A 16,640-nucleotide genomic window follows, 5' to 3' on the forward strand; every position below is an offset into this window, starting at 1 on the left:
CTTGATGAAAAAGATAAAACAAATCATATCCATTGCCTGTGTTCTTACGGCAAGTTTGATTCATGCACAGCTTTCTACAACAGAAAACTATGTGTACTCAAAAACTTACCTCGATTACAATACCAGCAATGTAGCAACTAAAACTGCAGAAACCGTCCAATATTTCGATGGATTAGGAAGACCTAAACAGGTGGTCAATATAAAAGCCTCTCCAACCGGGAAAGATGTGGTGACCCCTATTGAATACGATGGATTCGGAAGACAGGTGAAAGATTATTTACCCGTCCCACAGTCTAATACATTAAATGGAGCTATTGTTCCAACTCCTTTAGCAAATGTAACAAGTACTCCTTACGGACAGGAGAAGATCTATGCTGAAAAGACATTAGAAAATTCTCCTCTGGACAGACTTCTTGAACAAAAACAAGTTGGAACAGCCTGGAATGATAAACCTGTAAAGTTTGAATATGGTACAAATACATCTACAGAAGTTAAAAAATATGTAACAGTAACTACCTTTCCGGATGATATTACAATTTCAAAATTGGTTTCAGCAACTGCTAATTATGGAGCTAACCAGCTCTATAAAAATACAGTTACTGATGAAGATGGTAATAAAACGGTAGAGTTCAAGAATGGAAAAGGGCAGGTTGTCCTGGTAAGAAAGGTAGTTAGTGCTACTGTCAATGCCGATACTTATTATGTGTATAACGAGTACAATCAGTTGGCTTTTGTGATTCCCCCTGCGGCACCGGCTACAATAGATGATACCGCACTGAATAATTTCTGCTATCAGTACCGATATGATGGAAAAGGCAGACTGGCAGAGAAGAAACTACCCGGTAAAGGATGGGAGCATATGGTTTACGATAAAGCAGACAGGCTTATTTTTACACAAGATGATGTGCTGAGACAACAAGGGAAATGGCTTTTTACAAAATATGATAATGTAGGAAGAGTTATTTATACCGGGATTATACTGGCTGCTCCCAGAGCGTCATTGCAAAAAACTGCAAGTAATTTTGTTGTTACCGATTCAAGAGATATGGTAGGTTTTAATAAAAATGGTATCCAGGTTTACTACACTAATATATTGTTTAACGAGATACAAACTTTATTATCTGTTAATTACTACGATTTTTACGTGGTAGGCGATCCTTTTCCTACTATGGTATTTGATCAGACTGTACTCCCTTCGGATGTACAGCAATATGGAAAAAGTACAAAAGGGCTTCCTCTCTCCAGTCTAGTAAAGAATATTGAAGATGACAATTGGACAAAAACTTATTTCTATTATGATTTTAAAGGCAGGCTCATAAGACAATTTGCTTTCAATCATTTGGGAGGATATCATAATACAGAGAAGCAATTGGATTTTTCTGGAAATCAGCAACAAGTTATTACCCAACATAAAAGACTCGCCACAGATACAGAAAAGATAATAAGAGAAAAATTCACTTATGATAGCCAGAACAGGCTTATAGCTCACAGTCATCAGGTAGATAGTGGACCTCTTGAATTTTTGGCACGAAACAAATACAACGAACTTTCTCAACTAGAATATAAAAAAGTAGGAGGTACTGTTACAGATCCACTCCAACAGATCGATTATAAGTATAATATAAGAGGCTGGATGACCCAGATTAATGATCCTGCTGCTTTAGGAAGTGATCTGTTTGGGTATAAAATCAATTATAATCAGGTTGAAGGATTAGAAACTCCTGATGCATTAGATGCAACATTAAAAGTAAAGCCTAAGTTCAATGGAAATATTGCTGAAGTATCCTGGAAAACCCTAACAGGTCAAAATGAGCCTCTAAGACGCTATGGATATGTATATGATTCTCTTAACAGGCTTACAGCAGGCTTTTACCAGGGAAGCAATCCATCAGCAAAAGAGTATTTTGAAAAGGTAGAATATGATCTTAATGGAAATATCTCCAGATTAAAAAGGTCTCAGGGAATAACTGGTGGAACAACTGCTGGAATGATAGATAATCTTAAATATGATTACCTGGGAAACAGACTCACTAAGGTTACTGATGAACAACAGAATCCCTCTGGCTACCCGTATGTCGTGAGCCCAACTGAAATTGGCTATGATCTGAATGGGAATATGACAAATTATAGGGATAAAGATATCCAAAAGATAATCTATAACTACCTTAATTTGCCTAGTAACATAGAAAAAGGCACTGGTAAAAACAGAGAGTTAACTGATTATATATATAGGGCAGATGGTGTAAAGGTTCGGAAGGTTTTTTCTGGCAGTGTCGTGACCCAGACAGATTATTTGGACGGATTTCAATATAAAGATAATATATTACAGTTTGCTCCTTCAGCAGAAGGCTATTATGATTTTGTAAAAAATAAGTATATTTACAATTATACAGACCATTTAGGAAATGTAAGATTAAGCTATCAGAAGGGGACATCTGGATTAGAGATTATTGAAGAAAATAATTACTATCCATTTGGATTGAAACATGAGGGGTATAATGGTTTAGCTGGAAACCCAGCTTATCAGTATAAGTACCTTGGTAAGGAATTGCAAGAGACTGGTTTTTACGATTTAAATGCTCGTTTTTATATGCCGGATGCTGTGGTTTTTGGACAGCATGACCCTCTTTCTGAAAAGACATTACAACCTTATGCTTATAGTTATAACAATCCCGTCCGTTACGGAGATCCGACAGGATTAAGTGGAAATGATTTTGTTCAAAGGAAAGACGGTTCTATCTATTGGGATAAAAATGCAACCTCTCAAGCTACTACTAAAGCTGGAGAGACATATCTAGGCAAAGATCTCACGTTCACTTTTAATAGTTATATTGACCCCAAATTATGGGATGGCCCATTAGGAGGATTTGCCACAGGAGATAAATTAACTTCTACAATTACAGTTAGTTCAAATACTGATGCTGATAATAATTTATTGTCGATAGATATAAAATCTTCTGAACCTATTGTTCACAAAACAGGCGGTTTAATCCCTAATAATGATTATTTCCCTGGGCAACAAAATGTAGGCTTAAATATAAAAGGTATGAAAAATGGATCTGCTACTTATGAACAACATGCTAGAGTAAATGGTTTTGATAAATTAGGTATTGAGGCTATGGGCTATAGTGCTCCTAATGTTGCTCAAAAATTATCTATTGGCCTTTCTGGTAATAATTTATCGGTTACTGCTGCGACAGATGTTTATCCATCTGCGAAATTAACTGTAAATAGCTCTCAATTGTTTAAATACAATCAACCATCCTTTAAAGCGACTTTTGGAAAGGAATTTGTGGGATATAGAGAATCTAGGAGTTATGGTAATGATGCGCCAATACCTGTTTACAGATCTTTGACTCCATCACCTTCGTTTTACACCCGTTATAAAAAATAGTAATATGAAAAATATAGTAGTTAAAACTATTCTTTATATAGTTATTTGTTATGTAATTTTTATGTTAACGATGCTTGTAATAAATAAAGATTCAAAAGTTGTAAAATTTTCTGATTTAAAAAAAATTGAGGATTATTTTTATTTTTTTTGGTTATTTATCATTCCTGTATTAATTGATTTTCTTTTAATCGGATTGCCCATAATTTTTATTTTAAAAAATAAAAATTATGAAAAAAAATATTTTTATCTCGTTTTCACAGTTGTATTTATAATTGAATATTTTTTTAGTAGTTGGATATATGGTAATCAATCAGCAATTATAAAAGTTATAATATATTTAATTTTATTTGTTTTATTTTTCTACAAAACAATTCGTTTGAAATTTATAGAAACATAAAAAAAACTATGCTAGAGCGAGTATCTTACTCGTGCTTGGAATAATAAATACAAACCTACGCAAAGTCTGGGACTTTGAGCTAAAAATGTACTTCATAAATATGCAGATAACAATTCAATTCAGGAATTGTTTTTCATGTATTTTTTATTTTTAACTTCTAGCAATTGTTGTTTTAGTTGAAATAAGTTACCTATAGCAAAAAACAAAAAGGACAATTACCGAAATGTGGCTTAAAACCCTCGCTTCGCAAAGTCTGTGACTTTGAGTTAATAAAAACAAACCCCGCTCACTGAGCGGGGTTCTTGTTTATCTAAAAGCCTGTTTGGTTTTAAAATTTTGTATGTAGGTATCAATAACATTAAAAAGAATACTTCTCGTATCAGGATCAATTTTTTGGATATCATTTTACGCTGTACGATCTCCTTATCGAATGCGGCGTTTTCGCCCAGCTATCGTGAGCGTCACGCTCGTCTTCGAGTAAGATAAAAGACAAAAATCCAGGGAATATTTTCCTGGATTTCTGTTTGCTAGTATTTGTATGCAATAAAATAGTTATTATCTACTTTAGGAAATAAATTTAAATTTGTAATGTAAGAATGGTAACGAATGTGATGCTTACGCCAGTGTGGGTTCTGACACTTGAACTCCATATGTAAAATAAAATTACTAAACTATGAATGATAATATAATTAATGAATTATACAGCATAAGAAATTTTTTAGATCAAGTTAAAGATTATGTTAATCTAATTAAAGATAAGAAAGATATTTTTGAACTTTCATTTGTTCAAACAAGAGAGCACTTATTTGAAATCTATAATGACAGATTAGATTTCAGTGCTTATTCAAAAGAATATTATGAGGGTTTAGCAGAGACTGTAAAAAGAATGAAAAATTCACCATTAAAAAATGTAAAATTATCTGTCGTTGAGGGCGATAATAAAAGTTGCTCCATTTTCAGTAGTGAAGATTTTAGTATAATTCTAGGGACTATTTTTTATGATAATTGAAGTAGCTAGATTGCTGTCATACGAATGCTCCTATGCAAAGTCTCAAAGTCTGTGAGTTTAAATTAAAATAATTTTCCAGGGAATATTTTCCTGGATTTTTTGCATTTAACTTCCAGCAATTGGTGCTTTAGTTGAAAATACATTATCTATGATAAAAATAAAGATGAGAATTAGTGAAATGTGTTTAAAACCTTAAATTTGTAATATAGAAATGGCAATGAGCGGGGAGGATAGTAAGAAGTGGCAAATAAAAAAGAACCCAGAAATTAAGTTATGTTAGATATATTATATGGAATAATAGCAATTCTAGTTGGAATTTATTTTATATGGTCAACTGCAAAAAAGCCAGCAGCTGTTACTTCTTATTATTCGAGCTCTAGATTTAAAATATATGTTGGAGGGATAATTTTCATAATGGTAGGAATGGTATTAATTATAAAAAAAATACTACACTTTTTTTAAAGTTTTTATATACCCATTGGTCATATCCGCGTAAGATAAAAAAACAAAAATCTAGGAAATATTTTCCTGGATTTTTGTTTGCTAATATTTATAAACTTTGTATTATGGAAATGCGCAATAAAATAGTTATTATCTACTTTAGGAAATAAATTTAAATTTGTAATATTTGAATGGGCAACGGGCATTGCTATCACCAGTAATGGATGTTACTTTATGGAACAGTAACAATTGATTTATAATTTAATAAATGAGCCCTAATAATAGAAATGCAAGAATATAATATTACTATTTTTAGACAGTCTAGAGCTTTATTAAGTCTTTTTTTATCTCCCATACTTTTTATAATTTCATTATTTATTGGAGGTGAGGTAAATTCATTTATAATTACAATTCTACTTTTTATTGTGGGTCTTATGATCATGTATTATTTTGTCATTGGAAATCTCAAAATAATTATTAGAAGTGATGATGAAATGTTTTTTGAGTGGGAAAAGAAATTTATTTTTAATTTTAAATCCATGGTTCCTATTAAGATTAGTGATATAAAAACTATTGTTTTGGACGAAGATCAATTCTTACGAAAAATTAAAACAGATACTATTACGATTTACATCAATAATTCCAAAATCAAACAAAAAGATGCAGATAAATTTATTGATAAATTAAAGGGTGAAGTTAACAAATACAATATTAGAATAATTGATAGTTGGGACGAATTTGATGAAAAGGGATATATCAGGTTAGCTTATAAAATAAATTCGTTTGTTTTAATTGTATCAATTATAGTGATTATAATTTTTACAATTTTGAAAGGCTTTAATCCATTTGCCTTCTCTGTGTTACTGTTATTTATACCACAAATACTTTTATATAGAAAACAAATGAAAAGTAAAATTGATAATTCTTCAAATAAATAAAATTGAAGCTTAAATTGCTGCCCCATGCTTGCCTGAGCGTCACCTTCATTATGGCAAGAATCCTTTCGTCTTGCTTTTTATTCTGATTAATTGGAGAAAGAAATCTAGAATATAATAAATGTAAAAACAAATAAAAATAATGATTTATAGAATATACTTTCCACTCTTTTTTCTAATTATATTTTCAAATAAGTTTTATTCTCAGGTCTATATTAGATGGGAACTGGATAAAAAAAAGGAAAGTGCTGATATTACAATCTATAATGATAGTAAAGAAAATATTATAATTCCTATTGATACATTATCGCTTCAGGCTTATTTCGTTGATAGTAATAAAATATCAGAAGAAAATTGGAACGGAAGTTATCCTTTTTTAGCTCTCACTTTAAATGTATATGATAGCGATACTCAAAATAGAATAGAAACTTATTCAAGTACACCATATTTTGATTTATCGCAATTTGAAAAATTAAAAAATAAGACGGATTCTATTCAAAATGTTCATAATTCCTTATTAAGAAAATGGCAAAGAGCTAATAATATACAGAAAGATTATATAGCCCAAATAAATTATCATTTATTTAAAAGTTTACTTTTTATAAAACCAAAAGATAAAATAGAATTTTCAGTAAATTTTAATTTGTTAAATGTTACAAATCAAGAAAATAGTATACATGATTCCTATCTACTTGAAAAGGGAAAAAATTATAATAGTTCATTAACACTTAATATTGATACGTCAGTTTATAATTACCTTACAAAGACGCAAAAACAAAAATTGAAAAAATATAGATTATTTACTGGTGTACTTGAGATTAATAAAATTACATTACAATAGAATTTATAGAAACATTCTCCATTGCTGCCGCACGAATCCGCTACGCAAAGTCTGTGACTTTGAGCTGAAAATGTACTTCATAAACATGCAGATAACAATTCAATTCAGGAATTGTTTTTCATGTATTTTTTATTTTTAACTTCTAGCAATTGTTGTTTTAGTTGAAATAAATTACCTCTAACAAAATACAAAAAGGATAATTACCGAAATGTGGCTTAAAATCCTAAATTTGTAATGCACCAAATAACAATAGTACACAATCACCAAAAATAATTTCTATGAGAAAATTAAAATTACAAATGCAGATAACCCTTGATGGTTTTGTATGTGGGCCGAATGGCGAACAGGATTGGGTATGGCTAAGTCCACCAGATGAGGTAGGTTTTCAGAAAATAGTTGAACTGGCTGATACCAGTGATACCCTCTTAATGGGGCGTAAAATGACGCGACAATTTATTGACCATTGGGAAAATGTGGCGGATAACATGCCGGATCATCCGACGAATCTTTTGGCAAAAATGATTGTGGATATGCGGAAGATTACATTTAGCCATACTGAAACAAATATGGAAGGAAGAAATTTAGAAGTTGAAAACGGGGATCTTGCTACTACGGTTGAAGCTTTGAAAAAAGAATCAGGAAAGGATATTCTGGTGTATGGAGGTGCTGACTTCGTGAGCTCTTTGATTGATCAGGATCTTATTGATGAATATTACATGATTGTAAATCCGGTTGCGATCGGAAAGGGGCTTCCTATTTTTAATGGCAGAACAGTTTTAAAATTAGAAAATTCTGTTGCTTTTAAAAGCGGAAAAGTGCTTAATACATATCTGCCGGTAAGGGAAAACTAATTGCAGTTAAAAAACTATATATTAAAATAAAAGCCTTCATAATGAAGGCTTTTATTTATTTCGAAATCCTTGCAACCGCTCTTTTTGCTTTCCGATGTGCTTTCCTAACTTTAAAATTAAACCATCTTTCTTTAAACAAATTACGCATAGCATCATCGAAATGTCTGATCATCACAAGGTTTTTAAACCCACGCCATTTTTCAAGCCAACTGGAAGGTAGAGCCCTGATGGAAACGGAATAGCCTTCAGTTTCATATTGAATATAATGCCACCATCCGGAAGGGATATACAAGGTTTCTCCAGGATGAATAACAGCTTCATAGCCTCTTACATATTTCAATGCAGGGAATTCATTATAGTCGGGTTCCTTAACATTGGCTAGGCTGTGAAAATTATAAGGTAATTTGTACATGATGCTGGATTGTTCCCATGGGAATAACCATATTTTTTTGATCCCCTGAAATTGAGTAATGAAAACATGCGACATATCGATGTCGATATGATTCCTGGTGATAGACCCTTTACCTCCAAAGAACATAAAAGGTAGCCATTTTAGAATTTTTCCATTGGTAATGTCATTGTAATGAATATCATTTTTCATTTCGGGCCTTATTGTTAATAGATTGAAAAGAAAAAGACGGTGTTCCGTTGGCTGCGTGCTGATCAGATCCAGATATTCGGAAAAACGGGTTTGAGAAATGGGTTTGCTGGCCACGCGGTCTAAAGACTCCAGGTCACTGCCATAAATATTGACCGGATGATCACCGGCGATTTCTTTAAAATACTCGTAATTCCACTTTTTAAAGGCGGGACTTTTAGGATCGACAAAATCTTCTAAGATGACTGGCAGACGAGGTTTCATATATTGATTCAGGAAGGTTCGGGATGATATTTTTCTAACTTTTTGTACCGTTGATAGTTTCATTTTCAGAATTTAAAGGACAAATATAAAATTATTATCCTACTAAATTAGTAGACTATTTGTTAAAATGAGTGTTTTACTTCATTTTTTTAGAATAAGAATCATAAAATAGGATTGTTTACCGCCTTTTTACTAAATTAGCGCATCTAAAAAATTACTAAAAATGATCTCTGAAAAATATCTTCAAAATTTACAGAACGAGCTTAAAAATATTGAAAACGACGGGCTTTATAAGAGAGAAAGAATTATCACTTCTCAGCAAAGTGCGGAAATAGAAGCTAACGGTAAAAAACTGTTGAACTTCTGTGCGAACAATTATTTAGGATTATCTAATCATCCGGAAGTCATGAAAGCTTCCCAGGATATGATAGGGTCTCACGGATACGGAATGTCATCTGTTCGTTTCATTTGTGGAACTCAGGATATTCACAAGCAGTTGGAAGAAAAGATTGCTCAGTTTTTAGGATTGGAAGATACGATCTTGTATGCAGCTTGTTTTGATGCGAATGGAGGTGTATTTGAACCATTATTCACAGAAGAGGATGCTATTATCTCCGATGAGTTGAACCACGCTTCAATTATCGATGGGGTTCGTCTTTGCAAGGCAGCAAGATACCGTTACAAAAATAACAATATGCAGGATCTGGAAGCTCAGTTAATAGCTGCTTCTGAAAAAAATCACCGTTTTACAATTATCGTTACTGATGGGGTTTTCTCAATGGATGGTATCGTTGCTGATTTAAAAGGAGTGTGTGATCTGGCCGATAAATATGGGGCTTTAGTAATGGTGGATGATTCTCACGCAACGGGTTTCATTGGAAAAACAGGTCGTGGAACGCATGAAGCAAATGAAGTAATGGGTAGAGTAGATATCATCACTTCAACATTAGGAAAAGCATTGGGTGGAGCTTTAGGAGGATTTACTTCCGGTAAAAAAGAGATCATCGACATGTTGAGACAACGTTCTCGTCCTTATTTATTCTCTAACTCACTAGCTCCGGGGATTGTTGGTGCTGCTTTAAAAGTTTTAGATATGATCTCTGATGACACTTCACTTCGTGATCAGGTGATGGAAAATGCAGAATATTTCAGAAAAGAAATGAAAGCAAAAGGTTTTGATATTCCTGATGGAGATGCTGCAATTGTCCCGGTAATGCTTTATGATGCACCGTTGGCTCAGAAAATGGCGGAGAAATTAATGGATGAAGGAATCTATGTGATTGGATTCTTCTATCCTGTGGTTCCGAAAGGAAAAGCGAGAATCAGAGTTCAGCTTTCTGCAGCGCACACAAGAGCGCATTTAGACAAAGCTATTGCAGCTTTTGAAAAAGTGGGGAAAGAGCTGAATGTGATTTCTTAAGTCAGTACCTTTTGGTATCTTGAAAAAAATAGAATTGAAAACTTTGGGATTGTTCAGCTACTTATATGGCTAATGATCCCAATATTATTTCAAAGATTGAAGACGGGAGTGGGAGCGTGGTCGCCTGTCATTTTATAAAAAATAGAAAGTTTTAAAATGCTTTACACAATAATCAAAGCGCTGCACATTATTTTTATGGTCAGCTATTTTGCGGGAATTTTTTATCTCGTCAGAATATTTGTTTACTATAAAGATACCGACGAATTCTCTGAAGAAAAGAAAAGTATCTTAAGAGAACAGTACACTTTCATGGCCAGAAGGCTCTGGAATATTATTACCGTTCCGGCGGGAGTAATTATGACGGTTTGTGGATTGGTGATGATCTTCCTGAATACGGGATTAATGAAAACGCCCTGGTTTCATTTAAAATTAACTTTCCTGGTTGGGTTAGCGATCTACCACTACTGGTGTTGGAAAAAAGTTCTACAATTAAAAGCCCTGAACGGAAATACTTTAGAAACAGCGAATATAAAATTAAGGCAGGCCAATGAGATTGCCACATTCATTTTATTCCTGGTGGTCTTTACAGTTATTTTAAAATCTTCAGTAATTGAATACTGGTGGCAATTAATTGCCGGATTTTTCGTTCTTGTATTTTTAATTATGATGACCGTAAAACTTGTCAATAAAAACAAAAAAAAGAAACAATAGTAAAAGGAACTGTATTTACATGAATACATTCTACATTTTACATTTTACAAAAAAACTATGATTGCAATTTTTAAAAAAGAACTTTGGAGTTACTTCGGGAACTGGAGTGCGTGGATCATTATCGCAGCCTTCAGTCTGATAGCAACTCTTTTTTTGTTTTTTTTCGATAACGATTCTAATATCTTTGAGATTGGGATGGCTTCTTTACAGAGCTATTTTGTTTTAGTCCCTTGGTTACTGATGTTCATCATTCCTGCACTTTCCATGAAAACGTTTGCAGAAGAACAACAAACAGGAACTTTAAACTGGTTGTTTTCACAGCCCTTAAAAGTCTCAGATCTGGTATTGGGGAAATTCCTTTCTGTTTGGGTAGTTGGGATCTTATGTCTGATTCCTTCACTGATCTATTTATATACAGTATATGTTTTAGGTGTTCCAGCAGGGAATATTGATCTTGGAATGACTTTCGGAAGTTATATCGGATTGATTATGCTTATTGCGGCTTTTTCTGGAGTAGGAATTTTAGCATCATCGTTGTCTCAAAACCAGATCATGGCTTATTTGCTGGGTGTTTTCATGTGTTTTATCATGTATTTCGGAATCGAACAGTTAGCAAGTTACAAGCTATTGGGCGGAGCAGATTTCATTTTACAGAATATCGGTTTTTATCAGCATTTTCTTGGATTTACAAGAGGGTTGATCGATTTTAAAGATGTAGCCTATTTTGTTTTAATCATCGGTGTTTCGTTAGTATTGTCCAATCATTTTATCAATAAAAAGAAGTAGAATTATGAAGAAGATATCATTAAAGTCTCCATTAGGAATTTTACTGTTTGTAATCCTGCCGTTGGTGATCATCCTGGCTGTTTCGGGAATCAGATTGGACTTAACAAAAGAAAAAAGATATACCCTTTCCGATAATACCATTAAAGTACTGGAATCGGTAAAAAAGCCTTTAACTGTTGAGGTGTATTTGGAGGGAGATTTTCCTGCAAGCTTCAAGCAGCTGCAAAGCGAAACAAAGTTTATGCTGGAGGAATTCAGAAAGATCAATCCAAAAATAGATTTTAAATTTATCGATCCTATTAAGACAAAGATGTCCCAGGACACTTTAATGGCGATGGGAATGCAGCCTTCGGTTCTGCCGGATGTGAAAGATGGTAAAGTTTCACAGATCGTATTGTTTCCGTATGCTGTGCTTAAATACAATAAGGGAGGAGTTTCTATTCCCCTAGTCGTACAACAGGCTAATATTAATGCAGATGAACAGCTGACAAAATCTATTGAGAATTTAGAATACAATCTGGTTTCCAATATCAAAAATATTGCAACTGATAAAAGAAAGAAAATAGGAGTTTTGGTCAATCAGGACGAATTAAGTCCGGGTGAATTTCAGGGATTCATGCATCTTGCTTTAGAGAATTACGATGCAGGACCGGTTATTCCTAAAAATCAGGTTGAGCTAAGTGTTGCAGATGTTCCTTTATTAAAGCAGATGAGTGCTTTAGTTATTGCAAAACCGAGAAAAGCATTTACTGACGGCGAAAAAGTAATTCTCGATCAGTACATCATGAATGGTGGAAAAACCTTATGGATGATTGATGCGGTGAATGCCGAAATGGATACACTGACAAGGTCTAAAAAGGTAATGCCTTTCCCTGTTGATATTAATATGACGGATTTCTTCTTTAACTATGGAATCAGGATCAATCCTGCTTTGGTAAAAGATGTAAAGAAATTTGCTTTGTTGAGATTGGTGACTGGAGAGGTGAGTGGCAACCCACAGTATACAAGCCTTCCATGGCCCTATTTTCCATTGGGAATTGCTGAAAAGAACGATCCGATCACAAAGAATATCAATCCGGTAAAATTTGAATTTCCAACATCGATTGATACGTTAGGCAGAAAGAATATTAAAACCAAAGTTCTTTTTGAATCCAGCGAGAGAACTTTACTGAAACAGGTTCCCAATTATGTGGATTTGAAAGAAATTTCAAGTGTTGACAGTCTGGGTCAAATGGAAAAACCAAGTACACCGAAAATCTTTGCAGTAGCATTGGAAGGGAAATTTACTTCAGCTTATGCCTCAAGAATTGAAAGGAAATCATATCCGGGTTTTAAAGGAGAAAGTCCAAACAATAAAATGATTGTGATTGCAGACGGGGATGTTGGAAGAAATAAAGTAATCAAGGGGCAACCGCTACCATTAGGAGTAGATTTGATGACAAATGAGCAATTCGGAAACGAACAATTTCTAAAAAATGCTTTAGATTTTCTTTTAGATGACAGCAACCTGATGGAACTGAGAAATCGAAACATTGAAGAAAGATTGTTAGATAGGCAGAGAATAACTGAAGAGAAGACCAATTGGCAGTGGTTTAATTTACTGCTTCCGTTAGCAATTATAGGATTGCTGGGAGGATTGTTCTTCTGGTTAAGGAAGAGAAAATTTAATTAAGTATAGAAAAAGAGAAACTGTGAAGTTTCTCTTTTTTATTTAGAAGTACAAACAACAATGTTGTTATTCTGTTTATGTGTAAGTTTAATCTAGGCTATCCTTTTCTTTTTTCAGCAATACCTTGTTTGCGGTAGTTTTTATCACTTTTTTTCTTTTTCTTTTTGGCTCTTCCGATAAGGTTTCTCCGGGACTTACAATTGTGCCTGTCGTTCCATTATCTATAAGAGTAGAATGAGTCCCATCAGGATTTACGACTGTCTTTGTCATTCCTGTACCGACGATGGTTGAATGGGTTCCATTGGGGTTTACAATTGTCTGTGTTGCTCCGGTGTCAATTACGGTTGAGTGAGTACCATCAGGATTTACTACAATTGTTTGAGCTTTTGCATTAGTTAAAGCGATGGTCAACAACGAGAAGATCAATACTGTTTTTTTCATTTTTTTAGTGATTGTGGAGGTTGCCTAAATTATAAACTTATTATTCCCTAAAAATTTTAATATTTTGTATTCCTCTGTAAACTTAGCTCTTTTCTAGCCCATCCCTTATTGCTTCTCCAAGCACTTCAATATTAATATCCTTCAAGGCTTTGAACTTAATACAATACCCAGTTACACTCGCTTTTCCTATTTTCTCTCCATAGGTTTGGGGTAAATAGTTCTTGTCGTCAATACCAAGGATGTATACAGAAATTCCGCTTGTATTTGCACTGAGACCTATCTGATAAAAATCTCTCGTACTTCCGTCAGCATACTTCATGACTTGAAATCCATATCCTATATTGGGATTGGAAACCGTTTTTCCCTCTTCATTTTTACCATCAAGAAACCATAACTTACATTCTGGCATAGTTTGTAGAATGTATTGATGTAATGTTTCCATATCACGACATTTAGAGTCTGGTTGAGTGGAAATATAATGGATAATTTTCTCTTCTGTGGTCATAACGGATGTCATTGTAAGAACTTAGAAATAAGATCAAGTGTAAAGCTGTCTATTTAGATTTTAATTTCTGATTTTCCTCTTTTAAGGTTTCAATTTGTTCTTTTAAAACCTTAATATAATCTTGTAAGTTTTCTATAACAGAATCTGGAATATTAAACTGTTGATTGTAAAAATTACCGGAATTTGAGTTGTCGCTGAAAGTTGAGTTTTCATTATGTACGATACCGGTTGGTTTTTCTTCTTTTATCTCCTCTACGGACACATTTAAAGCTGTCGCCAACTTTTCCCATTCATCATCATATATTCTTATTTCTCCTCTTTCCTTACGAGAGTAGTTGGAAGGATCTGTTGCGATAATGCCTGCCAGTTTCTCCTGAGAGAATCCTCTTTGTTTTCTTAGATTTCGTAGCTTTTCCATAGTGAGATTATATCTGTGCTTTGTACAAATATAGAAAAAAATGAGTCAGAATTTTTAAGGTTTCTTTTTAATAGATGGAAGAAGAAGGATTTTTAATAAAGAAGATGTGTTTAACGCAAAGAAAAATTAGATGTATACATATAAAGACAGCAAAGACCTTAAATCAATGAAATTGACTTTAAGAAGCTAGCTTAATAAACGACTTTGTCGCTACTCTTTGAAAAACTTATAATAGAAAAGTGCTTGTATCTAAGACTTTGTGTTAAAAAAAATGAATCACAAAAGTATGAGTATAGATTCCTACGGAATGACAAAGATTATGGTAACAACTTGTCATTCTGAGCGAAGCGAAAAATCTCTACAATGTAAAAACTTCACTCTAAAATGATCATTGAACTTTTTAATTCTGGTTATCACTTCACCAACTTCTCGATACGGTTTTCTTCGAAAATCTACTCGAAGTGACGACCATGATTCGAGATTTGTGTACACCGTCAGTTCGAGTGAAATGATTTGAAATGCAATGGAAAATCATTTTGTATCGAGAACTGCTCCCAAATAGGAATACTCTTTAAAGCCAAGCGTTAATATTTTTGATTTTATATTTTTTCATTCAATTTTACCTTATAGCTCAAGTAAAACAGCGACAAACTTATTATTAAAAATAAACTCCCACTGAAATATAAGTAGATCTTAAAATCATTAAACCAATTTTCAAAATACAAAGGTTTAAAAGGTGATGAAGCATATTTTATAAAAATGATTACAAAACTGAGAATAATAACCATTAAAGAATTGATCCAGCTTATTTTTCGTTTTGAAGAGATCCATATGCTGATTAAGCATCCGATTACAAACCCATAAATTTGATAGTTTCTGATCGTATTGATGAGATCGTTAAATTTTAAAATATCGATTTTATTTCTATCAAAAAAAGTGGTTATGTTTTCAGAACTTTTAGCTGAATTTATGAAGAGTTCGGAAAGTTGCATATCCGTTAAATATGAAAATACTTGCGGTGAAAGAACAATAAAATTAAATGCAATAATTTGAATGATGATGTATTTAACTTCTATTTTACTGAAAATATTCATAACACTACTTTATTCAGCAAAAATAGAAAACAAAAAAGAGAAACCTTCAGGTCTCTCTTAAATCATGAATACATTGTACATGAATACATTGTACAATTAAAACTACCACGGACTGATTCCTGATTCATCCTCAATATCATTACTGAAATACTGACCTGTCGGCCCGTTTTCATCGGTAAGTGTGTGTTTGATAATAAAGGAGGCTGCACTTTCTACAGAACCCGGTCCACTGTGAGCATTGAAATCGGTTGCAGTATATCCGGGATCAATGACATTGACTTTAAATGGAAGTTCCCTTAGCTCATAAGCGAGAACGATTGTGTAAGCATTTAAGGCTGATTTTGACGGACCATAAGCTGCTCCTTTCACATGATAGTATTTCCAGTTAGGATCGCTGTGTAATGTTAAAGAACCAAGACCGGAAGTGATATTGCTGATTCTTGGACTATCGGATTTTTTTAGAAGGTCTAAAAAAGCCTGTGTTACACTGATCACTCCAAAGAAATTGGTATCAAATACCTGTTGAATATCTTTAATAGAGGCATTTGTTGCAGTTTGAGGATTCGTTCCCAAGATCCCTGCATTATTGATCAGGATATCCAGTTTCCCTTGTTCATTTTCAACAATATTTCTGGCTGCTGAAATTGAATCGGGGTTGGTAACATCTATTTCAATCGCTTTGATATTCTGATATCCATTTTCATTAAGCTCTTTTACTACGGCTTCTCCTTTTTCAAGGCTTCGGCTTCCTAAGTAAACGAAAAATCCTTTTTCTGATAATTGTTTTGTCGTTTCAAGACCAATGCTTCTGTTGGCTCCTGTTATTAATGCTGATTTCATTTTCTTGTTTTATTTAATAATGTAAA

General features: G+C 33.3%; 15 protein-coding genes. 10 read left to right on the plus strand and 5 right to left on the minus strand.

The features are described 5' to 3' along the window. The first annotated feature begins 4 nt into the window (after positions 1-4). The 6 genes from CEY12_RS21605 to CEY12_RS21630 all read left to right on the plus strand — a co-directional run bounded on the left by CEY12_RS21605 (position 5) and on the right by CEY12_RS21630 (position 7,868). Complete coding sequence (locus CEY12_RS21605) at positions 5-3,394, plus strand: DUF6443 domain-containing protein (RefSeq protein WP_089029627.1); 3,390 nt, start codon at positions 5-7, stop codon at positions 3,392-3,394. 4 nt (positions 3,395-3,398) lie between these two features. Then, a complete protein-coding gene (locus tag CEY12_RS21610) occupies positions 3,399-3,791 on the plus strand; it encodes a hypothetical protein (RefSeq protein WP_157676877.1) in 393 nt (130 codons plus the stop codon). Between the two features lie 673 nt (positions 3,792-4,464). Then, positions 4,465-4,800 (plus strand): hypothetical protein, encoded by a 336-nt coding sequence (locus tag CEY12_RS21615; RefSeq protein ID WP_089029629.1) that lies wholly within the window; start codon positions 4,465-4,467, stop codon positions 4,798-4,800. A 728-nt stretch (positions 4,801-5,528) separates the two neighbouring features. Next, positions 5,529-6,179 carry a hypothetical protein gene (locus CEY12_RS21620; RefSeq protein WP_089029630.1) on the plus strand — a complete coding sequence of 217 codons (651 nt, stop codon included), beginning with the start codon at positions 5,529-5,531 and terminating at the stop codon, positions 6,177-6,179. A 139-nt stretch (positions 6,180-6,318) separates the two neighbouring features. Then, on the plus strand, positions 6,319-7,017 hold the full coding sequence (locus CEY12_RS21625; protein ID WP_089029631.1) for a hypothetical protein: 699 nt from the start codon (positions 6,319-6,321) through the stop codon (positions 7,015-7,017). A 278-nt stretch (positions 7,018-7,295) separates the two neighbouring features. Further along, complete coding sequence (locus tag CEY12_RS21630) at positions 7,296-7,868, plus strand: dihydrofolate reductase family protein (RefSeq protein WP_089029632.1); 573 nt, start codon at positions 7,296-7,298, stop codon at positions 7,866-7,868. A gap of 55 nt (positions 7,869-7,923) precedes the next feature. Here CEY12_RS21630 and CEY12_RS21635 read toward each other — a convergent pair whose 3' ends face one another. Next, positions 7,924-8,793: a cupin-like domain-containing protein gene (locus CEY12_RS21635; RefSeq protein ID WP_089029633.1), complete on the minus strand. Its 870-nt coding sequence runs from the start codon at positions 8,791-8,793 to the stop codon at positions 7,924-7,926. Positions 8,794-8,953: 160 nt separating this feature from the next. Here CEY12_RS21635 and kbl point away from each other — a divergent pair, with 160 nt between their 5' ends. From kbl to gldG, 4 genes are all read left to right on the plus strand, one after another. Further along, complete coding sequence (gene kbl / locus CEY12_RS21640) at positions 8,954-10,150, plus strand: glycine C-acetyltransferase (protein WP_089029634.1); 1,197 nt, start codon at positions 8,954-8,956, stop codon at positions 10,148-10,150. Between the two features lie 156 nt (positions 10,151-10,306). Then, positions 10,307-10,861, plus strand: coding sequence for a CopD family protein (locus CEY12_RS21645; RefSeq protein ID WP_089029635.1), 555 nt, complete (start codon positions 10,307-10,309; stop codon positions 10,859-10,861). Positions 10,862-10,918: 57 nt separating this feature from the next. Beyond that, positions 10,919-11,647, plus strand: coding sequence for an ABC transporter permease (locus tag CEY12_RS21650; RefSeq protein WP_089029636.1), 729 nt, complete (start codon positions 10,919-10,921; stop codon positions 11,645-11,647). Between the two features lie 4 nt (positions 11,648-11,651). Continuing rightward, positions 11,652-13,319: a gliding motility-associated ABC transporter substrate-binding protein GldG gene (gene gldG, locus CEY12_RS21655; protein WP_089029637.1), complete on the plus strand. Its 1,668-nt coding sequence runs from the start codon at positions 11,652-11,654 to the stop codon at positions 13,317-13,319. Positions 13,320-13,403: 84 nt separating this feature from the next. On the opposite strand, the gene CEY12_RS21660 is transcribed toward gldG, so the two are convergent. The 4 genes from CEY12_RS21660 to CEY12_RS21680 form a co-directional block, all read right to left on the minus strand. After that, positions 13,404-13,757 carry a hypothetical protein gene (locus tag CEY12_RS21660; RefSeq protein WP_089029638.1) on the minus strand — a complete coding sequence of 118 codons (354 nt, stop codon included), beginning with the start codon at positions 13,755-13,757 and terminating at the stop codon, positions 13,404-13,406. Positions 13,758-13,839: 82 nt separating this feature from the next. Then, positions 13,840-14,199, minus strand: a complete 360-nt coding sequence (locus CEY12_RS21665) for a DUF1801 domain-containing protein (RefSeq protein ID WP_262484875.1) — start codon at positions 14,197-14,199, stop codon at positions 13,840-13,842. 112 nt (positions 14,200-14,311) lie between these two features. Continuing rightward, entirely contained in the window at positions 14,312-14,680 is a 369-nt protein-coding gene (locus CEY12_RS21670) for a helix-turn-helix domain-containing protein (protein WP_089029639.1), read from the minus strand. A 1,196-nt stretch (positions 14,681-15,876) separates the two neighbouring features. Then, positions 15,877-16,614, minus strand: a complete 738-nt coding sequence (locus tag CEY12_RS21680) for an SDR family oxidoreductase (protein ID WP_089029641.1) — start codon at positions 16,612-16,614, stop codon at positions 15,877-15,879. Positions 16,615-16,640 lie beyond the last annotated feature (26 nt).

Source organism: Chryseobacterium sp. T16E-39, assembly GCF_002216065.1.
In the GTDB taxonomy this organism is placed as follows: domain Bacteria; phylum Bacteroidota; class Bacteroidia; order Flavobacteriales; family Weeksellaceae; genus Chryseobacterium.